The organism is Aminobacter sp. LjRoot7, assembly GCF_964252895.1.
Classification (GTDB): Bacteria; Pseudomonadota; Alphaproteobacteria; order Rhizobiales; family Rhizobiaceae; genus Aminobacter; species Aminobacter aminovorans_B.
In genome coordinates this window covers 174,958-195,306 of record NZ_CAXUPX020000005.1, presented here as the reverse complement: position 1 = coordinate 195,306, position 20,349 = coordinate 174,958, and the positions used below count along the sequence as shown (strand labels likewise).

The window sequence follows — 20,349 nt, the reverse complement described above, 5'->3', positions numbered from 1 at the left end:
TTCGCCGGGGCATGACCGAGTTGAAACAGCGGCGCAGCCTTGCAGCCATCCTTGGCTATGCCGCGCTTGTTGTCGCACTGCCCGTCGTCTTTCTCGGGCTGATGCCGGCGAATGAGTACAAGGCCTGGGGCGGGTCCGGCATCGATTGCGACGGTCCGGGCCCTGTGCTGTTCTTCGGTATTCTCGGACTTGCCATCTATGGTGCGGGAGCGGTGCTGAACGGCAGGCATTTCAGGAAGCCGTTTCGGCTGCTGGCGGCCGGCACCTGCGTGCTGATCTGCCTGGCACTGATACCCAACGTCGCCGACGCCGTCAGGGAACAGCGGCTGAACGAGCTCGCCTCCGAAACCTGCGGCTGATCCAGGCGCCGGACCCTGCAGGACCGGTGCTCAGGTTTCGACGAAGGCGGCGAGGTTTTCGAGTGACGAGGCGATGCCCTTCTGATGGTCGTCCTCGCTGATGCCAGCAGGCACGTCTTCGCAGCTGACGGTGACCCTTGTGCCGCCGTCGACCGGCTCCAGCGTTGTCACGATCCGCATTGACCCGGCAAAGGCAGGATCGTCCGATTCGAACTCGACAAGCTCGGCGACGCGCTTGCCAGGCACCAGTTCGGCGAACCGGCCCTCGAAGACATCGGCATTGTCGGTGGTCTTGCCGTGCCCGCCATCGTCTTCATAGATGAAGGCCATGCGGAAGGTGCCGCCCTCGCGCGAGTCGAAGGCCAGGACCTCACCGCGCATGCCCTGCGGCGGACGCCAGCTTGCCACGGCTTCGGGCTCGATCAGTGCCTGGTAGATGACGTCGGGCGCGGCCTTGATGAGCCGCGATCCGGCGTCTGTCCGTCTCGTTTCACCGCCGCCTGCCATGTGTCTCCTCGCGCCGGGCCGCCCGTCCCATCAGCCGGCTGCTTGCCGCGCCTTGATCAGGGTCTTCGGCGCCTGCATCAGCCAGGCGCGTTCGAGCCGTGTCCGCAACTGATCGATGGGGATGTCGTGGATGCGCACCAGGATCACTGGCCAGTCCTTGTAGTGGGCGGTCTCGAAATAGAGATGCGGATCGGCTTCCATCAGCATCTCCTTTTCCTCAAGTGGACACATCACCGCCACCGTGTCGGCATCCTTGACGCGACAGAGGAATTTCTTGCGGACATGAAGCGATGGCGTACCGTAGGAGGTGCCTTCAACCACCTCCGCCAGTCCTTCGGCCGCAGCCAGCAGCTTGTCGAAAGCAGGCTGGAGGTCGTCGCTCACGGCACTAGGCGGCAAAGCGCTGGGTTTCACCGCCGTAATAGTTGATGTAGCGGGCGCCGATTTCCTTCACCGGCATGACGATGAAGACGTCGGTCGTGCCGAAGTCGTGGTCGATGACGCAGCCGTCGCCGATCTTGGCGCCGACGCGCAGGTAACCCTTGATCAGCGGCGGCATCGCGGCGATCGCCGACTTGGCGTTGACCGCTTCGATCGGCATCAGGTCCATGGCGCAATAGCGCCCGGCCACCGCCCGCACGTCCCAATCCGCGCTGGTGCGGCAGTTATGGGCGAGATAGGTCAGAGCCTCGGCATGCGCTGCCGGCACCGTGCCATGGAACGACGCGCAGCCGGTCATGACGTCGATGTCGTAGCGGTTCAGATAGGCCCAGATGCCTTGCCACAGCGCCTCGATGGTGCGCTTGGAGCGGTATTCGGGCAGCACGCAGGAGCGGCCGAGCTCGAGGAAGCGCTGGCCGGGATGGCGGGCGATGAGCTTGTTCAGCTCGAATTCGTCGTCGGAGTAGAAGCCGCCGGCCTCCGTCGCGCGCTCCTGGCGCAGCAGGCGGTAGGTGCCGACGATGCGGCGATGCTCGGGACCATTGATCGAGGTGTCGAAGACCAGCAGGTGGTCGCAGATGTTGTCGAACCGGTCGGCGTCGCGACGTTCGATCGAGTGCAGCGCCTGCTTTCTGGCACCGAGTTCGTCGAAGAACACGCGGTAGCGCACTTCCTGGGCGGCGGCGATTTCCGCCTCGTCCCGGGCGAGGCGAACCTCGAGTGTCCCGATCCGTCCGAGCGGTGTCCCTGGCAGTAAAGGTTTGGAAGGCACTGTCACCTTGGCGCCGTTGGCTTTCTGAGTGTCACTGTCCGGCAAGGCTGTATGCACGGGTGATTCTCCTTCGAGCCATCCCTCCTGGCGCGGGGATACGGTGTCGGTGCTACAGGATTGTGACAGTATCGTGATCAACCTGTCGCGGCAAGTCTGGGCCAGCAAGCAACGTCGGGTAGCCGGCTAGGAAAATCGCACCGATTTAGTTCAGGCGGCGGCGCGCTGTTCGACGAGATTGATCAGCACATCGGGGTCAAGCGGCTTGGTGACGAAGCCGCTGGCACCATGGGCGAGCACCGCGTGGCGGGTCTTTTCCTGGCTGTCGGCGGACAGCACCATGATCGGCACGGCAGCCATGCCATGCTGCTCTTCGTGCCGGCGGATGGCCGAAATGGCGTCCAATCCGTCCATTACGGGCATGTGCATGTCCATCAACACGACATCGTAGCCCCGCTTGCGGCTGGCTCCGGTGACCGCCTCGACGGCGGCCTTGCCGTTGTTGACGACGTCGACCCGGTGCCCTGCCTTCACCAGAACGGCGCGGGCGAGCATGGCGTTGATGTCGTTGTCCTCGGCGATCAGCACCGACAGTCCGCGCAGCTGCGAATGATTCGCGGGCTTGGCAGCAGTGCGCCGGCTCGTGAGCTGCGGCTTGCCCGGTACGACGCCCTGATTCGCCAGCAGAATTCGCAGCAGGGTCTCGCCGCGCACTGGCCGGGCGAGGAAGGTCGCATAGCCGCTGGCACGCAGTTCGCCGAGCAGCCCGCGGTCGGTGGGCGCAATCAGCGTGACCGCCTCGCTGGCGGCAAAGCCGTTTTCGCGCAGCTGCTTGAGCATGCGGCCGTCATTGTCCTCGAGTGCGGCGTCGACCAGCAGCGCATTGCAGCCTTCGGCGAAGGCGGCGGCCTGTTCGGGGGTGACCGCAATGTCGGCGCGGCCGCCATGCGCGCGAATGGTCTCGGCCAGCGCTTCCGCTTCGGTGGCGTTTTTCGACAGGATGACGGCGCGTCGGCCGGCCAGCGCATCGGCGTTGGTCTGGGGCGTGTCGGTGGCGCCAAAGGCCGGCAGCTCGAAGGCGAATTCCGAGCCTTCGCCGAGCTGGCTGGTGACGGTGATCGTGCCGCCCATGGCGGTGACCAGGCGTTTGGAGATGGCGAGCCCCAGTCCGGCGCCGCCATGCGATCGCGTCGACGTGCCGTCGGCCTGCTCGAATTCCTCGAAGATACGTTCCACGTCCTCGGCGCGCAGGCCGGGGCCGGTATCGGTCACGGTGAAGCGGATCTTGCCGGGATGATCGTCGCCGGTCCGCTCGACATTGAGCCTTACGCCGCCGGCGTCCGTGAACTTGATGGCATTGCCGATCAGGTTGAGCAGCACCTGGCGTACGCGGCCGGGGTCGGCGGTGATCATCTGCGGCACGTTGGGCGCGACATGGCAGCCGAGCCCGATGCCCTTGCCAAACGCGCGCGACGCCAAAAGCTCGACGACATTGTCGGCGATTTCGCGCGGTGACATCGGTTGTGGCTCGGGATCGAAGCGACCAGCCTCGATCTTGGAATAGTCGAGCAGGTCCTCGATGAGCGCCAAGAGCGCGCTGGCCGAGGTCGAGACGGCGCCGACATAGGTGCGCTGCTCCGGCGACAGCTCGGTGTCGTGCAGGAGCTTGGCCATGCCCATGATGCCGTTCATCGGCGTGCGTATTTCGTGGCTTACGGTTGCCAGGAAGCGCGACTTTGCCTGGCTGGCATATTCGGCGCGCTCGCGGGCGCCGATCAAGGCGGCTTCGGCACGTTTGCGGGCGGTGATGTCGCGGGCGATCGCCCGGTGGGACACCGCATTGCTGGCCTTGTCGCGTACCGAAAGCTCGATCCAGGAGAACCAGCGCACGACGCCATTGGAGCGGATGCCGACATCGGTGGAGCTCAGGCATTCGCCGTCGGAGAAGGCGGCATCCGGCACCACGCCGACATCGACGCCGAGCTCGGCCAGCGTGCGGCCGGCGAGGTCGCGCGCATCCTGGCCGATGAGTTCGGCGAACACCTTGTTGGCGTAGACGATGCGGCCGTCGCGGTCGCGGTGGACGACGAGGTCGCCAAGTGCGTCGATGAGGCCGCGGAAGCGCTCTTCGCTTTCCTGCAGCTCCCACATCCGGTCGGCGAGGGTCTCAATCTCGGCGCGGTTGCGCGAGGCGTTCTCGGTGATCGCCTCGGCGGCGCGCGCGCGCTCGCCCAGGCTGCGCGACAAAAGCACCATGCCGGCGAGGCCGATGGCAAACAGGCTTGCGCTGATGAAGATCGGCGCGCCGGTCAGATGCGCAAGACCCGACAGCACCAGGACCGAGACGAGGATCGTGAAGTAGAGGCCGCGCGGCGGCTCCTTCGGCAAAGCCGGTGCAAGCGAAGGCGGGGTGATGATGCGGCGATGCGACTGCGTGTCGGTGTCGGCAATGGCCGCACCTTGCGTCGTCTTTTCTCCCGTTGTGCCGGATTCCGTCATCATGGCGGAAGCCTAACACCGAGAGCTTAGGGAAGATTTCGGCAGATAGTTCGAATTTTAGCGGTCGTGCGTTTTAGCCGTGCGACGGCCGAGAAAATACTACGATTACTGGATGTAGCTCTTGTAAACGTAGCCGCGCTTGCCGTTGAAAACGATTTCGCACCATTGGGTGCAGGAAACCAGTTCGACTGACGTCTTGGCCGGAATGACACCAAGCACCTCGCCGCCTTTTTGCGGTTTGGCGCGCATGTTGACCGAGCGCTTGATGACGGCAGCCTTGCCACCCTCGCTGGCCTCGGCGGGCTTGGCTTCGGCTTCGATCGCCTTGACCGCGGCGGTTTCAGCCGGGTCGGTCTTGGCATTGGTGTCGGTAAGCGCCAGTGCCGCCGTTTCGGTCGGGTCCTTGGCGATGACCTTTTCGGCACCGGGAATGGCTGGCATCGCTTCGAGAGGCTGCGTTGCGCCAGCCTTCACCACCTGCGCCCAGCGCGGGTCGGCGGCCAGCGGCATGTCGGACGCTTCTTCGGCAACGGCGTCAGAAACGATGATCGAGCTGGCAGCAGAAGCGACGCGGCTCTTGCGGCCGGTCGGTTCGGCAATGATGGTAGTGATCTTTTCCTTGGACGGCTCGGCCTCGGCCTGCCTGGCTTCCTGCACGGTGTCGGCGGAGCTCTGGCCCATATGCGGTACGATGAAGAGGGCGGACACGGCGGTGACGCTCATCAGGGCGGTCATTGCCAATACGCCGCAGACCAGGCCGCGGTTCGGCGCGTTCTCGCGCCAGGAAGCCGGCTCGGCTTTCATGAACATCATCGCGGAGCGCGGCTGATTCGCTGCGCCCAACCCGAAGGGCATTTTCACTAGCAACTCTCCACTCAGGCCCCAAAGCGCTCGGAATAGCGAGCTCCCCCACCTGTCGTTTCGACCCGCAAATCTACGCCGCGTCGCCGCAAAACAGGTTCAGTCGGTACCTTTCGGCCCGTCCACCGAACGCACCATGATGAGCGATTGTGGCAGACCTTGGACCCGATTGCGACCTTAGTGAAAAAAATCTTAACCGCTTAGTCAAGTCTGTGGGTAAGCTGAGGATGACCTCACGGCTTTGTCACATATTGTATTGTGACTTGATCGATGCTGCCGGGCCTATTCGTCGGCGGCCTTGGGCTCGCTGCGGCCGCGCCGCCAGGCCAGGAATTCGTCCAGCACGACCAGGGCGGCACCCACGGAAATGAAGGCGTCGGCGAGGTTGAAGATGGCAAACGACCACACTGGCGTGTGGAACAGGATGTAGTCGATGACGTGACCGTAGACGGTGCGGTCGATGAGGTTGCCCAGCGCACCGCCGACGATCAGCGCGAAGCCGAAGCGCGAGATGACCTGCGCCGGCGTCGTCTTGATGGCGAGAAAGGTGACGAAGGCGACGACCACCGTCGTCAGCACGATCAGCCCGGTATCACCGACATTGGAAAACATCGAAAAGGCGATGCCGGTGTTGTAGGTGCGGTAGAGTGCCAGGAACGGCAGCAGGTCGACCTTCTCGTGCATGACGAGATTGGCCTCGACCAGCACCTTGATCCATTGGTCGAGCGCCACGGCGAGAGCTGCGACGATCCCGTAGACTGCGACTGGCTTCAACAGCGGCTCCTAAAGCTTCAGCGCGCCGCGCCGGATTTCAAACAGCATGACGCCGGTGGCGACCGCGAGGTTGAGCGAATCGGCTCGGCCCGCCTGCGGGATGCGCAGGAGCTTGTCGCAGGCATCAGCGAGATTGTCGGGCAGGCCCTGCTGCTCGTTGCCCATCATCAACAGCACCGGGCGGTTGCCGAAATCGACTGAGCGGTAGTCGACAGCGCCCTTGAGATGCGTGCCGGCGACAGTGCCGGCAAAATCCTTGCGCCAGGCAAGGAATGCTTCCGGGTTTGTCTTGGCGACCGGCACGGCAAAGATCGAGCCCATCGTTGCCCGCACGGTTTCGAGCGAGAACGGATCGGTGGTCTCGCCGACGAGGATCACGCCCTTGGCGCCGACCGCATCGACGGTGCGGATGACGGTGCCGAGATTGCCGGGGTCACGCACCCGGTCGAGCGCCACCCAGACGTCATTGCCCTTTGGGCGAATGTCCTTGAGCGGCACGAAACGCTGGCTGAACACGCCGACGACCGCCTGCGGATTGTCGCGGCGGGTGATCGCCGTCAGCACCTTTTCGGAGACTTCGAGCACGTCGCCGCCGGCAGCGACAGTGCGTGCCGCGACCTTCTCGACCGCCTGGTTGCCGAGCGCCGACTTGGCGAAGATCAGGGTCTTGATCGTCCAGCCGAGATCGAGCGCGTCGATGACGAGCTTCAGCCCTTCGGCCATGAAGGCGTTCTGCTGGTCGCGGAATTTCTTCAGCGCCAGCGCCTTGATGTCCTTGACCAGCGGGTTGGCGAGGCTGGTCACTTCCTTGACGCGGCCAGGGGCTCCGGTGCGGTGTTCGCTCATTTGGCCACCCAGCGTGAGAAAAGCGATGTCGAAAGCGCGCGTCCTGCCGACTTCTCGCGGATGACGAGCTCGCCCGACTCGATGGTGCCGCCCATGCCGGCGAAGGTATCGCGCATCAGGGCGTGGATGGCGAAGAACGAGGCGCGGATCGAATAGGCGGTGAGCACCACGGCCAGCGGCTTCGGCGTCAGGATCGAGCGGCAGATGTCGGTCATGGCGGGCAGGCTCTCGAACAGCTGCCACACCTCGCCCTTGGGGCCTCGGCCATAGGCCGGCGGATCGAACAGGATGATGTCGTAGCGGCTGCCGCGGCGCTCCTCGCGCTCGACGAACTTCATCGCGTCCTCGCAGATCCAGCGGATCGGCTTGTTGGCGAGGCCGGCCATCTCCTGGTTTTCGCGAGCCCAGCCGATCGCCTTCTTCGAGGCATCGACATGGGTCACCTCGGCGCCGGCGCGGGCGGCGACCAGCGAGGCAAGGCCGGTGTAACCGAACAAATTGAGCACCTTGACCGGGCGCTTGGCGTCCACGATCAGCCGGGCCATGTGATCCCAGTGCGTCGCCTGTTCGGGAAACACGCCGACATGGCGGAACGAGGTGAAGCGGCCCTGATAATGCAGGCCGTCATGGCGCATCGGCCAGGTTTCGCCGAGCGGTTCCTTGGGGAAACGCCAGCGGCCCATGCCTTCTTCGTCGGTGTCGCCGGTAAAGACGGCGTCGGCGCGCTCCCATTCCCTGGCCGGCAGCGCGCGCTGCCAGATCGCCTGGCCCTCGGGTCGGACGATGCGGTAGGGGCCGTATTGTTCGAGCTTCTGGCCGTCGCCGCTGTCAATCAGGGCGTAGTCGTCATTTGGCGCGACCTCGAGGATCAGCGGCAGGCGCTCGGCAGGAAATGCACCTTCGCGACGCGTCAGCTTGCGCGGCTCCGACTTCGACTCTGCCTGATGCTTCGGTTCTGGCTGACGGTCCTGGCGCGGGGCAGGGCGCTGCTCCGGCTTGCGCTCCGGCTGCCGCTCGGTGCGGTCGTGCATCTGCGCAGGGGCGGCACCGCCCTTGCGGGGCGGTTGCGGACGGCTGTCGCGGCGTTTGTCGCGCGGATGCTTCAAGGAACGGCGTCTCCGGATGGTTGGCCGCTTTTGACACAGGCCACGATACACCGCAACCGGACGGGCGGTCGCGGGGGAGGCCGTGGCTCCTCCAACACCCTATGGTGAGCCTGTCGAACCATGAGGGTGTTGGAGCCATGCGCATATCGCGCCCGGCGCCCTCGTGGTTCGACAGGCTCACCACAAGGGCTACTGAAGGGCTTTCGCCACTCCACGCCTTCCGGCGATGCACACCCCGGCCTATCGTAGCCGCCAAACCCGTCCGAGAATCATGTCGCGCTCAGAACGCCTGCTCGACCTTATCCAGATCCTGCGTCGCCACCGCCGTCCGGTGAGCGGCTTGACGCTTGCCGGCGAGCTGGATGTGTCGATCCGCACGCTCTATCGCGACATCGCCACCTTGCAGGGGCAGGGCGCACCGATCGAAGGCGAGCCGGGGCTGGGTTATGTGCTGAAACCCGGCTTCATGCTGCCGCCGCTGATGTTCACCGACGAGGAGATCGAGGCGATCGTGCTCGGCTCGCGATGGGTGGCGAAGCAGCCCGACACCAGGCTGTCGGCCGCGGCCACCGATGCCCTCGCCAAGATCGCCGCCGTGCTGCCCGACGACCTCCGCGAGGAACTCGACGCCACGGCCCTCCTGGTCGGCCCGAGTGCCGAGGCGACACGCGAGGGCGCCGACCTTGGCATCATCCGCAAGGCGATCCGCGCCGAGCGTAAGCTGGAGATGACCTATCAGGACGCTTCGGGAGCGGGCTCGCGGCGTATCGTCTGGCCATTCGCGCTCGGCTTCTTCGACAAGGTCCGCGTCATGGTGGCGTGGTGCGAGATGCGTGAGGACTTCAGGCACTTCCGCGCCGACCGCATTTCCGATCTCGCCGCCACCGACACGCGTTATCCCCGCCGCCGCGCGGCCATGCTGAAGGAGTGGCGGGCGACGCTCGAAACGTCCAGGAAGCGTTGATCACCACTGCCAGAATCTGACAGTGGCGCCAGCTATGGTTCTCCTCGTCCCAACAAGGAGAACAGAGATGCGCACGCCCAACTTCATAATCCTCTACGTCGACCGCCCTGAAGCCAGCGGTGCCTTCTATACCAAGCTGCTCGGCCGCCAGCCGGTGGAGACGTCACCGACCTTCGTCATGTTCGTGCTCGACAACGGCTTCAAGCTCGGACTGTGGTCGCGGCATTCCGCCAAGCCGGCGGCAACTTCATCAGGCGGCGGCGCGGAACTGGTTCTGGCCGTGGAAACGCCTGGCGCGGTCGATGCCACCCATGCCGAATGGGCCGGACGCGGGCTCAACATCCTGCAGGCGCCGGCAGACATGGATTTCGGCCGCACCTTCGTTGCGCTCGATCCCGACAACCATCGCCTGCGCGTCTATTGCCTCGACGAAGCAGCGGCGACGCAGTCATGAACCCGGGCTCGGGCCATTGGCTCGCCGTCGCTTCGGCCGAGCATGTCCGGCGCGGCCGGGCCAGCGGCTTCATGCAGGTCTGCCACGGCAAGGCAGGCCCGCTGCGCCGGATCGGTGCGGGTGACGGCGTCGTCTATTATTCGCCGGCGACCGTCATGGGCGGTAAGGACGGGCTCAAATCCTTCACCGCAATTGGCAAGGTGCGCGCGGGCGAGCCCTATCGTTTCGACGGAGGCGGCGGCTTCCAGCCGTTCCGGCGCGATGTCGATTGGGCAACGTCTCGCGAGACTCCGGTCGCGATGCTGCTCGGCCAGCTCGACTTCACTGCCGGCCGCAACTGGGGCTACCAGCTGCGTCTTGGCCTTTGTCCGCTAAGCGAGCACGACTTCCGCTTGATCGCGGAAGCCATGGAGGCGGACTTCATGGAAGAGGGGCTCAGGCTTTCGGCTTGAGCGTCTTGTAGACAGCGATGCCGGCGGCGAGGTCCTCGAGTGCCGCGCCCACCGACTTGAACAGCGTGATCTCGTCCGCCGACTGGCGGGCGGGCTTCTGGTCGCGGGCGAGCTCGTGCAGGTCGGCGACGATGTCGTCGGCCTTGAGCACGCCTGCCGCGATCGGCTGGACGATGTCGCCGGCTTCCTTGGTGGCGCCGGCGCGGGTGTCGACATAGACGCGCGCCTTGCGGATCGCGTCGTCGTCGGCCTCACGCATGCCGGGCGTGAAGCCGCCGACGAGGTCGACGTGACAGCCGGGCTTCAGCCTGGCGCCCTTGACCAGCGGGGTGGTCGAGATGGTGCCGGCGGTGATGATGTCGGCCCAGCTCAGCTCGGCATCGAGATCGGAGACGGCGGTTGCCTCGAAGCCCTCGCTACGCAACGAGGCAGCGAGCGTTTCGGCGTTGGCGAGCGTCCGGTTCCAGACGCGGATCTCTTTGATCGGTCGCACCGCAGCATGCGCCCGAGCGAGGAACTTGCACTGCGCGCCGGCGCCGATCACCAGCAGTTTCGAGGCATCCTCGCGTGCCAGGTAGGAGGCGGCGAGTGCCGAGGCGCAAGCCGTGCGCCATTGCGTCAGGCGCGGACCGTCCATCAGCGCCTGCGGTTCGCCGGTGACGCCGTCGAGCAACAGGTAGAGCCCGACGACCGCCGGCTTGGCGATGTCGTTGTTGTCGGGTGAGACGGTGACGATCTTGACACCGATATGCCCGTCGGCGCCGGCGCCTGCGGCCTTGAAGTCGGTCCAGGCCGGCATCAGGAGCAGGGTCGAATCGGTGCCCTTGGCGCGCTCGACGGTATGGTGATGGCGCACCGGCTGCACCGCGCCCTCGCGGAAGGCCGTGCGCAACGTCTCGACCAATCCCGGAAAGGTCAACGCGCGGTCGATGTCATCGGCCGAAAAGTGCAGCATGAAGTTCTCCCTGAAAGTATGTCGCGCCGGAGCGGATCAGTTGGGGCGCGGCAGGGCCGGGCCCTGGGCGACCGGCGGCCGCTGGGCCGCTGCCTGGCGCAGGCTGTCGGCCTCGAGGCCGCGCTGGCGGGCGATCTTGCGAAAGCGGCCCTGCTTGAACCAGGTCACGGCGCCACCGAGAATCACCCCCAGCGCCAGCGCCACGAACAGCAGCACGAACAGCGGCGCCTGGATGGTCAGAGCTGGATTGCCGGGATTGAACGGGTCGAGCGTGAATGCGGTGGGCGCGCGGTTGGCGACGGCGAGTGCGATCAGCACGATCGCCACCGGTACGAACACAACGATGAGCATGAAGCGGTTGAACATGGATATTCCCGTTTAAAGCCCCGCCGCCGCAGCCGCCTGGCGGCCTATTTCGCCGAGTTCAGCCGCTCGCGCAGCTCCTTGCCGGTCTTGAAGAACGGCACCCACTTTTCCTCGACCTCGACGGATTCGCCGGTGCGCGGGTTGCGGCCGGTGCGGGCAGGGCGGTTCTTGACCGAAAACGCGCCGAAGCCGCGCAGCTCGACGCGATTGCCATCGGCAAGGGCATCGGTGATTTCGTCGAAAATGGCGCTGACGATGTTCTCGACATCCCGCAGGAACAGATGCGGATTGCGTGTGGCAATGATTTGCACCAGTTCAGACTTGATCATGTGCTCGGTCCCCGTCGAGATGGTGATGATTTTATTTGTTTTTCAGCCGCCTGACACAGCTTTTTCAGCCTGCCAGAGCGACAGCATACCGTCAAGGAACAAGCGGTCGGCGCCCATTTCCTTGATCAGTTCCGACGAGAAGTCGCCGACGCCGAGCGCCCGGCCGACGGCCTGGGCGACGGAGCTGGGCAGGAAGAAGCTGCCTGTGCGGGCCGGCTTCCACTCAATCACTTCGAGCTTGGCATCGACGCCCTTGGTGCCGAGCCAGGCGATGGCCTGGTCTTCGCCGCCGACCTCGTCGATCAGCTTGTTGGCAAGCGCCTGGCGCCCGGTCCACACCGAACCGTCGGCAAGGGCGGTGGCTTCGGCCTTCGACATCGAGCGGCGTTCGGCAACGATGCCGACGAACCAGTCGTAGCTGTCGAGTATCATGTTGCGCATCATGGCGCGTTCTTCGTCGGTCGTCGGATTGAACGGATTGGGCTCGGCCTTCAGCGGCGACGACTTGATCTCCTCGAGCTTGACGCCGAGCTTGTCCATCAGTCCGGTCAGGTCGGGAAACTGCACCAGCACGCCGATCGAGCCGACGATCGACGACTTGCGTGCCACGATGTGGTCGGACGCCGAGGCGATCATGTAGCCTGCGGATGCCGCCAGCGTACCGACCTGGGCGACGACGGGCTTCTCAGCCGCGAGCTTGCGCACCGCGTCGTAGATCGCCTCGCCGCCAGCGGTGGTACCGCCGGGCGAATCGATCGACAGGATCACGCCCTTGACCGAGGCCGACTTGCGGACCTCGTCGATGCGGCGCAGCAGGTCCTCGTCTTCGGTGATCGTGCCTTCGATCCTGAGCTTGGCGATGTGGCTGGCGGTCACACCGGGAATGCGTTCGCCTGCAAGCCATGTCGACATTCCGACGACGGCCAAGGCGGCGATGAGAAAGGCTACGATGCGCCAGAAGGTCAGCTTGCGCCGCAAGCGGCGTCGGTCGATCAGATCGTCGGCTTTCATGGACATTGCGTGCCTCGCATGCTGTGCAGGCTAGCGCTTTTAAAGCAACGCTTTGGCGAGAGCCACAGCTTTCCTGCCGCAGCTGACGTTGCGGGACTTGGGATTTGTAAGCTAAATAGCCATATCGGGGTTTGCATTAGGCAGCCGGACGCGGGGCAGCAGTGCGTTCGGTCGCAACTCTTTGACCTTATGGTCATATTTTCGTGGCTTTCATCCGCTTCACCGTGCCGGCCTGAACGGCGGCTTGGACAGTTCGAAGAAGGACATTTCAGTTGGCGCGACCAATCGAGACGAGTGGCGGCGGTGGCGGCGTTGCGGTTGACACCGCGATTGCGCTCGCGACTTCGCGCGCCGATGCGTTCGACCTCGCCGCGCGCCATTCGCGGCGCGTCCGCTTCCTCAAGCGCGCCTTGCCGCTGGCGGCGCTCGCGCTGGCCGCGCTGTTCGGCGGCTATACCTATCTTGCCGCGCCGCCGTCGCTGAAGGTCAAGGCGGAAGGTGCCGCCTTCTCCGAAGGCAAGCTGGTGATGGCCAAACCCCAGCTCAGCGGCTTTACCCGCGACAACCTGCCTTATTCGATGACGGCTGACCGTGCCGTGCAGGATCCGGCCAACCAGGGCGTCGTCGAATTGCTCGGCATTGACGCCAACCTGCCGATCTCCGCCGACAACATTGCCAAGGTCGATGCTGTCCGCGGCGTCTACGACCGCGAAGGCAATACCCTCAATCTGACCGAGCAAGTAATCGTAAAGACGAGCGACGGTATGGTCGCCAAGCTCAAATCGGCGTATCTCGACATGGGCAGTGGCGCGATGAAGTCTGACGAACCGGTCGAAATAAGCCTTGACGGTTCGAAGATCACGTCCGATTCGATGTCCATGCTCGAAAACGGCAAGGTTGTCGTGTTCGAGAAAAAGGTACGCGTGGACATCGATCCCGCGCGGATGAAGGCGGCGCAGAATGGCAGCGGAGGCGGGAGTGCGGCAAATTAGGTCTTGGCGGTCATTGGCCGCGTTAACATGCGCGGGCGTGATGCTGTGCACCGCCGGCGCTCTTGCGCAGGACAGCCAGAGCCGGCTTTCCGGCCTCAAGCTCTCCGGCGACCAGCCGATCCAGATCGAGAGCGACAAGCTCGAGGTCCGCGAATCGGAGAATCTCGCGATCTTCACCGGCAATGTCAGCGTCACCCAGGGCCCGACCGTCATGAAGTCGGGCAAGATGACTGTCTATTACGCCAAGGATGGCGGTTCGGCCGCAACCGGCTCGGCCAACATCGACAGGCTCGAAGTCGATGACAAGGTCTATGTGAAGTCCGACAAGCAGGTGGCCACCGGCGACCGCGGCACCTTTGACATGAAGACCGAGGTGCTGGTGATGTCCGGCAAGGAAGTCGTGCTTTCCGAAGGCGACAACGTCCTGGTCGGCTGCAAGCTCACCGTGCAGATGAAGACCGGCCTTGCCCAGGTCGACGGCTGCAACAAGGGGACCAAGGGCAATGGTCGCGTCATGATGTCGATCACACCGGGTTCGCAGAAGAAATAAATGACTGAGGCATCCTCGCTGTTGTCGCGTCTGAAGCCTGGCTCGGCGCAAAAACTTGCCGCGCCCGCGACAACAGGCAGCGCCAAGAACGGTAAGTTCAAGGGCACGCTGATCGCCAAGGGACTGACCAAGAGCTACAAGGGCCGGCAGGTGGTCTCGGGCGTGACGCTCGGTGTCCGCGCCGGCGAGGCCGTCGGCCTGCTCGGCCCCAACGGCGCGGGCAAGACGACCTGTTTCTACATGGTGACGGGGCTCGTCCCCGTCGACCAGGGCACCATCGAGATCGACGGCTTCGACGTTACGGCGATGCCGATGTACCGCCGCGCCCGTCTCGGCATCGGCTACCTGCCGCAGGAAGCCTCGATCTTCCGGGGCCTGTCGGTCGAAAACAACATCCGCGCCATTCTCGAAGTGGTCGAAAAGAGCCGCAAGGAGCGCGAGAAGTCGCTTGATGCGCTGCTCGAGGAATTCCACATCAGCCATCTCCGTAAGTCGCCGGCGATCGCCCTTTCGGGTGGCGAGCGCCGTCGCCTTGAGATTGCGCGTGCGCTTGCCAGCCGTCCCAACTACATGCTGCTCGACGAGCCCTTCGCTGGTATCGACCCAATCGCCGTCGCCGACATCCAGCAGCTCGTCCGGCACCTGACCAAGCGCGGCATCGGCGTTCTGATCACCGACCACAATGTCCGCGAGACGCTGGGCCTGATCGACCGCGCCTACATCATCCATGCCGGCGAGGTGCTGACGCATGGCCGCGCCGACGAGGTTGTCGCCAATCCCGACGTTCGCCGCCTCTATCTCGGCGAGGGCTTCACGCTCTAGGCTGCCGCCGGCACGCAACGTGCCGGCGAAATGCGCAGTCTTCATTCGCGATTGCCGGGCAATGCGTCGCCAATCGCAATGCCAAACCCCCAATCTGCTTGACATGCAAAAGCCGGGCCAGTTTTATCGCGGCTGGCGAGCGCGCCGATTTTCGGCCGCGCCTGATCGGGATTGGACCTCTTTAAGCAATGGCGCTGTCGGCGAAACTACAGCTACGGCAGTCGCAATCGTTGGTGATGACGCCACAGCTGATGCAGTCGATCAGGCTGCTGCAGTTCACCCACACCGAGCTTGAACGTTTCATCGACGACGAGATCGAGCGCAATCCGCTGCTCGAACGGGCGGAAGTGCCTGATGACGCGCCCGCCGACCAATTCCCCAAGATCGAGACCCAGGGCGAGGCGAACGCTTCTGCCGGCGAGGACTGGTTCGAAGGCGAGGCCGGCTGGAGCTCCGAAGCCATCTCCGAGAAGCTCGATACTTCGCTCGAAAACCTGTTTCCCGACGATCCCGGTGCTGTCGAGCGCATGGGCCCCGACCTTGCCATGCAATGGAAGTCGTCCTCCCCGGGCTCAAGCTCAGGCGGTGCGTCCGAAGGCTTCGACATGGAGGACATGGCGGCGGCCGCAATCACCCTGCGTGACCATGTCGGTGAGCAGATATCCTTCGCCTTCATCGAACCTGCGGAGCGGCTGGTTGCCTCCGAATTGACCGACTGGCTCGACGAAGCTGGCTATTTCCGTGGCGAAGCCGACGAGATCGCGGCGCGCTTCGGCGTTGACGAGGCTTTCGTGCTGAGGGTGCTCGGCGGCTGCCAGGGTTTCGACCCGGCCGGCCTGTTTGCCCGCGACCTCGCCGAATGCCTGCGCATCCAGCTCATTCGTCGTGACAGGCTCGACCCGGCGATGGCGGCGCTGATCGACAACCTCGACCTTCTGGCAAAGCGCGATTTCCAGAGCCTCAAGCGCATCTGTGGCGTCGACGAGGAGGATCTGCTCGCCATGCTGGCCGAGATCCGCGCGCTCGACCCCAGGCCCGGCGGGGCCTTTGCCGGCGGTTCCGCCGATACCATCGTGCCTGACGTCGAAGTGCGCCAAGCGGCCGACGGCAGCTGGGCGGTGGAGCTCAATCCCGAGACGCTGCCACGCGTGCTGGTCGACCAGGTCTATTTTGCCCAGGTCACCGGCCGCACCAAGGATCCGGCCGAGCGCAACTTCCTCAGTGAGTGCCTGCAGAACGCCAACTGGCTGACCCGCAGCCTCGACCAGCGCGCCAAGACCATCCTCAAGGTCGCCTCCGAGATCGTGCGCCAGCAGGATGCGTTCCTGGTTCACGGTGTGCGCCACCTCAGGCCGCTCAACCTGCGCACCGTGGCTGATGCCATCGGCATGCACGAATCGACTGTCAGCCGCGTCACCGCCAACAAATACATGCTGACGACGCGCGGCGTGTTCGAACTGCGCTACTTCTTCACCGCCTCGATCGCCTCGGCCGAGGGTGGCGACGCGCATTCGTCCGAGGCCGTGCGCGATCGAATCCGCCAGATGATCGAGGAAGAGCAGGCTTCCGACGTGCTGTCCGACGATGCCATTGTGGATATCCTGAAGAAAAGTGGCGTCGACATCGCCCGGCGCACTGTCGCCAAGTACCGGGAAGGCATGAACATCGCCTCGTCGGTCCAGCGCCGGCGCGAAAAACGCGCTATAGCGGGCACCGCCGGCTAGCCCAAAAGGCGCGGATTTCCGGTCATTTCAGCGCTTGATTGACAATCCTTAATGAAGTGTCTAGAAGCCCGCCCGCATGAAGAGGGCTAAGCCCACCGAGGAAAGATGCGGCACAGGATGGCTTGCGACACGAGCCAGCGGCTGCCGGTGGGTGGCCCAAGATCAGCCGACAAGTTCGGACTTAAAATTGGTGCGACAAGCGAGCCAACGCTTGTTTGCATCTGCCACGGGTATAAACTCGGACCGGTTTGAAGTCTGAACAGAAAAGGTCAGTTTTCAGATGAGCCTGCGTATTTCGGGAAAACACATGGACGTCGGCGATGCGTTTCGTACGCGCATTGAGGGACGTATCGGCGAAGCGATCGGCAAATACTTCGATCGCGGCTTCTCCGGGCACGTCAACGTCGTGAAGTCTGGCTCGCGCTACACCGCCGATTGCGTGGTACGGCTCGATTCGGGCATGTCGTTGCAAGCGACCGGTGACGCCCAAGAACCGACTGCCGCATTCGACGCGGCGGCCGACAAGCTCGAAACTCGCCTGAGGCGCTACAAGCGTCGGCTGAAGTCGCACAATCTGGGCGCCGGCAACGGTGAATTGACCGATGTCGCTTATTCGGTGGTCGCAGCACTCGTCGACGACGACGAGGATGTGCCGGAAGATTTCGCGCCCGCCATCGTTGCCGAGTCGACGATGGTTCTGAAGACGATGTCGGTAGCATCAGCCGTCATCGAACTCGACACCAAGGATAGCCCTGTTGTGGTCTTCCGCAATGCTGGCAACGAGCACCTCAACATCGTCTACCGCCGGTCTGATGGAAACATCGGCTGGATAGATCCCTCGACCGCAAAGGTCGCCCAGGGATAGTAGCCGCCACCGCATGTGGGGTTTTGGGGCAATGCGGCGGTGAGCACAGCAAGGGAATTTCAGCATGGATCTGAGTGATCTGATCGAGGCTCCGGCAATCATGCCGGCCTTGAAGGCGAATTCGAAGAAGCAGCTTCTGCAACTTCTCGCCGAAAGGGCCGCATCGATTTCCGGTATCCCCGAGCGGGAGGTGTTCGACACCATCCTTCAGCGCGAGCGTCTTGGCTCGACGGGTGTCGGCAATGGCATCGCCATCCCGCATGGAAAGCTCGCAGGCGTTAAGCGTATCACCGGCGTCTTTGCGCGCCTGGAAACGCCCGTCGACTTCGAAGCACTTGACGACCAGCCGGTCGATCTCGTCTTCCTGCTCCTGGCCCCCGAAGGGGCCGGGGCCGACCATCTCAAGGCACTGTCGCGCATCGCACGCGTGCTGCGCGACGCCGACACGGTAGCCAAGATTCGCGGCACGCGCGATGCGTCGGCGATCCACGCCCTGCTGTCGGAAACGCCGGCGTCGCACGCCGCCTGATTTCGATTTTGGGAAAAGTTTGGGAAGGGCCGCATCTTGCGGCCCTTTGCCGTTTAGCCATCCTGTCGCCGGCAGGGGGGCCGGCGCTGAAGGTCAGTGGATGGCTACGGTCGTCAGATCGTTTTCCATCGCACCCGCAAGGGCGCGGTCACGGGCATCGGACAACAGGATCGGTTCGCCGGTCGCGGCAAACAGCGCCCAAAGCTCGAGGCCGGGATCGATCTCGGTCAGGCCGGGGAAACGGCCGCGCAGATCGTCGCTGGATACCTTCCTGAGATAGGCGACGGAGCCTTCACCGAGATGGGCGAGTTCGCCCGTGGTCATCGTGTGTCTCTGGGCAGTATTGGGCATTGTAGCCTCCTTCTAGCCAGGATGCCGTCACGGCCATCCCGCATGAGAGCCATCGGCAGTGCTTAGTCTGCTACCGATATGTTTATTTTCCGTACCAGTCGTTCGGCTTCCGGCCGGTCGAGATCGACCGAGAGCAGACCATTCTTCAGATCGGCCGCGATCACCCGCATGCCGTCGGCCAGCACGAAGCAGCGTTGGAACTGCCGTGAGGCGATGCCGCGATGCAGGAACTCTCGCTCCTTGTCGTCGCTCTGTCGGCCACGCACGATGAGCTGGTTCTCCTCGACGGTGACTTCGAGATCGTTTTCGGCGAAACCGGCCACCGCAAGCGTGATCCGCAGCCTTTCGCCCCGTTCGTCGGCATCCCTGATGCGTTCGATGTTGTAGGGCGGGTAGCTGTCGCCCGACTTGGCAAGGCGCTCCAGCGTCTTTTCCATCGTGTCGAAGCCCAGGAGAAGCGGGCTCGAGAAGGGCGTCATACGGCTCATGTTACAGCTTGTCCTCCGAGAGCGACATAATGCGGAAAAACCCGGATGGCATTTTCCCGTCTGTTGTTGATATGGTCCGCGCCGTCGGCAACTTCAAGACTGCAAAAAACTGCCCAACAAGGAAAGAAAATGCCCGTACCGCGCAAGATAATCATCGACACTGACCCCGGTCAGGACGATGCCGTCGCCATTCTGCTGGCGCTGGGGAGCTCCGAGCTCGACATTCTGGGAATTACCGCTGTCGCCGGCAACGTGCCGCTCAAGCTGACTGAAAACAATGCCCGCAAGATCTGCGAGCTGGCAGGCCGTCCCGACATCAAGGTCTATTCCGGCGCCATCCGCCCGCTGATCCGCGAACTGGTCACTGCCGAGGAAGTGCACGGCAAGACCGGCCTGAACGGCCCCGATTTGCCCGAACCCACCATGAAGCTGCAGGAGCAGCACGCCGTCGACTATCTCGTCGAGACGCTGATGCGCGAGGAAGCCGGCACCATCACGCTGTGCCCGCTCGGCCCGCTGACCAACGTCGCGCTCGCCCTCATCCGCGAACCCAGGATCGCCCCGCGCATCAAGGAAATCGTCCTGATGGGCGGCGGCTTCTTCGAAGGCGGCAACATCACGCCGGCGGCCGAGTTCAACATCTATGTCGACCCACATGCGGCCGACGTGGTGTTCCGCTCGGGCGTGCCGATCGTCATGATGCCGCTCGACGTGACCCACAAGGCGCTGACCACCACCAAGCGCATCGATGCTTTCCGCAAGCTCGGCACCAAGGTCGGCCTGGCCACGGCCCAGATGCTGGAATTCTTCGAGCGCTATGACGAAGGCAAGTACGGCACCGACGGTGGCCCACTGCACGATCCGTGCGTCATCGCTTACCTTCTCAAGCCGGAGCTGTTCCAGGGCCGCCACTGCAACGTGACCGTGGAAACCTCCTCGGAGCTGACCATGGGCATGACCGTCATCGACTGGTGGGGCGTCACCAAGCGTCCGAAGAACGCCATTGTCATGCGCGACATCGACCATGACGGCTTCTTCGTGCTGCTGGTCGAGCGTTTGGGCCGACTCTAAAGGCTTTCTCCGACTCCCCGTTCGCGGGGAGGCGGTCGCCGTCGGCGTGCGTCAGTTCAGTTGGTAGTCAGCCTTCCCATTCTCATAGTTTATACGCCGAAGCACGATGGCCGAGCCTCGCATACGAATTCGCCAGTCCTGCAGGAAAACGAGCCTGTCTCCGACTCTCACACCGTAGCGGTAGCTGATCCCATGGACGCCTCGACCGGAGCTTGTTGAGACAACTTCGATCGCTCCGACTACGGAATCTATAGACACAACCGG

General features: G+C 64.0%; 25 protein-coding genes. 11 read left to right on the top strand and 14 right to left on the bottom strand.

The window, feature by feature from the left end:
- Window positions 1-11 precede the first annotated feature (11 nt).
- Window positions 12-359, top strand: coding sequence for a hypothetical protein (locus ACSQ3E_RS16450; RefSeq protein ID WP_436123524.1), 348 nt, complete (start codon window positions 12-14; stop codon window positions 357-359).
- A gap of 30 nt (window positions 360-389) precedes the next feature.
- On the opposite strand, the gene ACSQ3E_RS16445 is transcribed toward ACSQ3E_RS16450, so the two are convergent.
- From ACSQ3E_RS16445 to ACSQ3E_RS16410, 8 genes are all read right to left on the bottom strand, one after another.
- Window positions 390-866 carry an SRPBCC domain-containing protein gene (locus ACSQ3E_RS16445; protein ID WP_436123523.1) on the bottom strand — a complete coding sequence of 159 codons (477 nt, stop codon included), beginning with the start codon at window positions 864-866 and terminating at the stop codon, window positions 390-392.
- A 30-nt stretch (window positions 867-896) separates the two neighbouring features.
- Complete coding sequence (locus ACSQ3E_RS16440; protein ID WP_436123522.1) at window positions 897-1,250, bottom strand: MmcQ/YjbR family DNA-binding protein; 354 nt, start codon at window positions 1,248-1,250, stop codon at window positions 897-899.
- A 4-nt stretch (window positions 1,251-1,254) separates the two neighbouring features.
- Window positions 1,255-2,085, bottom strand: a complete 831-nt coding sequence (locus ACSQ3E_RS16435; protein WP_436123653.1) for a GNAT family N-acetyltransferase — start codon at window positions 2,083-2,085, stop codon at window positions 1,255-1,257.
- 201 nt (window positions 2,086-2,286) lie between these two features.
- Window positions 2,287-4,578 (bottom strand): ATP-binding protein, encoded by a 2,292-nt coding sequence (locus ACSQ3E_RS16430; protein WP_436123521.1) that lies wholly within the window; start codon window positions 4,576-4,578, stop codon window positions 2,287-2,289.
- A gap of 102 nt (window positions 4,579-4,680) precedes the next feature.
- Window positions 4,681-5,388, bottom strand: a complete 708-nt coding sequence (locus tag ACSQ3E_RS16425; protein ID WP_436123520.1) for an SH3 domain-containing protein — start codon at window positions 5,386-5,388, stop codon at window positions 4,681-4,683.
- Between the two features lie 330 nt (window positions 5,389-5,718).
- Window positions 5,719-6,210 (bottom strand): signal peptidase II, encoded by a 492-nt coding sequence (gene lspA, locus ACSQ3E_RS16420; protein ID WP_310320158.1) that lies wholly within the window; start codon window positions 6,208-6,210, stop codon window positions 5,719-5,721.
- 9 nt (window positions 6,211-6,219) lie between these two features.
- Window positions 6,220-7,056 carry a TrmH family RNA methyltransferase gene (locus ACSQ3E_RS16415; RefSeq protein ID WP_310320156.1) on the bottom strand — a complete coding sequence of 279 codons (837 nt, stop codon included), beginning with the start codon at window positions 7,054-7,056 and terminating at the stop codon, window positions 6,220-6,222.
- Complete coding sequence (locus ACSQ3E_RS16410) at window positions 7,053-8,162, bottom strand: class I SAM-dependent methyltransferase (protein WP_436123519.1); 1,110 nt, start codon at window positions 8,160-8,162, stop codon at window positions 7,053-7,055. The genes ACSQ3E_RS16415 and ACSQ3E_RS16410 overlap by 4 nt, the downstream gene beginning before the upstream one ends.
- Window positions 8,163-8,433: 271 nt before the next feature.
- On the opposite strand from ACSQ3E_RS16410, the gene ACSQ3E_RS16405 reads away from it, so the two are divergent.
- The 3 genes from ACSQ3E_RS16405 (at window position 8,434) to ACSQ3E_RS16395 (ending at window position 10,032) form a co-directional block, all read left to right on the top strand.
- The gene (locus ACSQ3E_RS16405) at window positions 8,434-9,126 is read left to right on the top strand and encodes a helix-turn-helix transcriptional regulator (RefSeq protein WP_436123518.1); all 693 of its coding nucleotides are present in this window, start codon (window positions 8,434-8,436) and stop codon (window positions 9,124-9,126) included.
- Window positions 9,127-9,193: 67 nt separating this feature from the next.
- Window positions 9,194-9,580, top strand: a complete 387-nt coding sequence (locus ACSQ3E_RS16400; RefSeq protein WP_436123517.1) for a VOC family protein — start codon at window positions 9,194-9,196, stop codon at window positions 9,578-9,580.
- Window positions 9,577-10,032 (top strand): EVE domain-containing protein, encoded by a 456-nt coding sequence (locus ACSQ3E_RS16395; protein ID WP_436123516.1) that lies wholly within the window; start codon window positions 9,577-9,579, stop codon window positions 10,030-10,032. The genes ACSQ3E_RS16400 and ACSQ3E_RS16395 overlap by 4 nt, the downstream gene beginning before the upstream one ends.
- Here the strand turns inward: ACSQ3E_RS16395 and ACSQ3E_RS16390 are convergent.
- From ACSQ3E_RS16390 to sppA, 4 genes are read right to left on the bottom strand one after another with little or no spacing between them, the layout of a single operon-like run.
- Complete coding sequence (locus ACSQ3E_RS16390; RefSeq protein ID WP_436123515.1) at window positions 10,016-10,987, bottom strand: ornithine cyclodeaminase family protein; 972 nt, start codon at window positions 10,985-10,987, stop codon at window positions 10,016-10,018. The two genes, ACSQ3E_RS16395 and ACSQ3E_RS16390, sit on opposite strands and share 17 nt — an antisense overlap.
- A 36-nt stretch (window positions 10,988-11,023) precedes the next feature.
- The gene (locus ACSQ3E_RS16385) at window positions 11,024-11,353 is read right to left on the bottom strand and encodes a LapA family protein (protein WP_310320146.1); all 330 of its coding nucleotides are present in this window, start codon (window positions 11,351-11,353) and stop codon (window positions 11,024-11,026) included.
- 44 nt (window positions 11,354-11,397) lie between these two features.
- Complete coding sequence (locus ACSQ3E_RS16380; protein WP_055981346.1) at window positions 11,398-11,682, bottom strand: integration host factor subunit beta; 285 nt, start codon at window positions 11,680-11,682, stop codon at window positions 11,398-11,400.
- 42 nt (window positions 11,683-11,724) lie between these two features.
- Window positions 11,725-12,699, bottom strand: coding sequence for a signal peptide peptidase SppA (sppA, locus tag ACSQ3E_RS16375; RefSeq protein ID WP_436123514.1), 975 nt, complete (start codon window positions 12,697-12,699; stop codon window positions 11,725-11,727).
- A gap of 266 nt (window positions 12,700-12,965) precedes the next feature.
- Between sppA and lptC the strand changes: the two genes are divergently transcribed.
- From lptC to ptsN, 6 genes are all read left to right on the top strand, one after another.
- The gene (gene lptC, locus ACSQ3E_RS16370) at window positions 12,966-13,685 is read left to right on the top strand and encodes an LPS export ABC transporter periplasmic protein LptC (protein WP_310320140.1); all 720 of its coding nucleotides are present in this window, start codon (window positions 12,966-12,968) and stop codon (window positions 13,683-13,685) included.
- A 40-nt stretch (window positions 13,686-13,725) separates the two neighbouring features.
- Window positions 13,726-14,235 carry an LptA/OstA family protein gene (locus tag ACSQ3E_RS16365; protein ID WP_436123513.1) on the top strand — a complete coding sequence of 170 codons (510 nt, stop codon included), beginning with the start codon at window positions 13,726-13,728 and terminating at the stop codon, window positions 14,233-14,235.
- A complete protein-coding gene (gene lptB / locus ACSQ3E_RS16360; RefSeq protein ID WP_115729608.1) occupies window positions 14,236-15,057 on the top strand; it encodes an LPS export ABC transporter ATP-binding protein in 822 nt (273 codons plus the stop codon).
- A 188-nt stretch (window positions 15,058-15,245) separates the two neighbouring features.
- Entirely contained in the window at window positions 15,246-16,781 is a 1,536-nt protein-coding gene (rpoN, locus tag ACSQ3E_RS16355) for an RNA polymerase factor sigma-54 (protein ID WP_436123512.1), read from the top strand.
- A 280-nt stretch (window positions 16,782-17,061) separates the two neighbouring features.
- Window positions 17,062-17,646, top strand: coding sequence for a ribosome hibernation-promoting factor, HPF/YfiA family (gene hpf / locus ACSQ3E_RS16350; RefSeq protein WP_310320134.1), 585 nt, complete (start codon window positions 17,062-17,064; stop codon window positions 17,644-17,646).
- A 64-nt stretch (window positions 17,647-17,710) separates the two neighbouring features.
- Entirely contained in the window at window positions 17,711-18,175 is a 465-nt protein-coding gene (gene ptsN, locus ACSQ3E_RS16345; RefSeq protein WP_115729605.1) for a PTS IIA-like nitrogen regulatory protein PtsN, read from the top strand.
- Between the two features lie 93 nt (window positions 18,176-18,268).
- Here ptsN and ACSQ3E_RS16340 read toward each other — a convergent pair whose 3' ends face one another.
- A complete protein-coding gene (locus ACSQ3E_RS16340) occupies window positions 18,269-18,526 on the bottom strand; it encodes a DUF1150 family protein (protein WP_067954857.1) in 258 nt (85 codons plus the stop codon).
- A 62-nt stretch (window positions 18,527-18,588) separates the two neighbouring features.
- Window positions 18,589-19,014, bottom strand: a complete 426-nt coding sequence (locus ACSQ3E_RS16335; RefSeq protein WP_109575873.1) for an Hsp20 family protein — start codon at window positions 19,012-19,014, stop codon at window positions 18,589-18,591.
- A 129-nt stretch (window positions 19,015-19,143) separates the two neighbouring features.
- On the opposite strand from ACSQ3E_RS16335, the gene ACSQ3E_RS16330 reads away from it, so the two are divergent.
- Window positions 19,144-20,085 (top strand): nucleoside hydrolase, encoded by a 942-nt coding sequence (locus ACSQ3E_RS16330; protein ID WP_436123511.1) that lies wholly within the window; start codon window positions 19,144-19,146, stop codon window positions 20,083-20,085.
- Window positions 20,086-20,349: the final 264 nt, after the last annotated feature.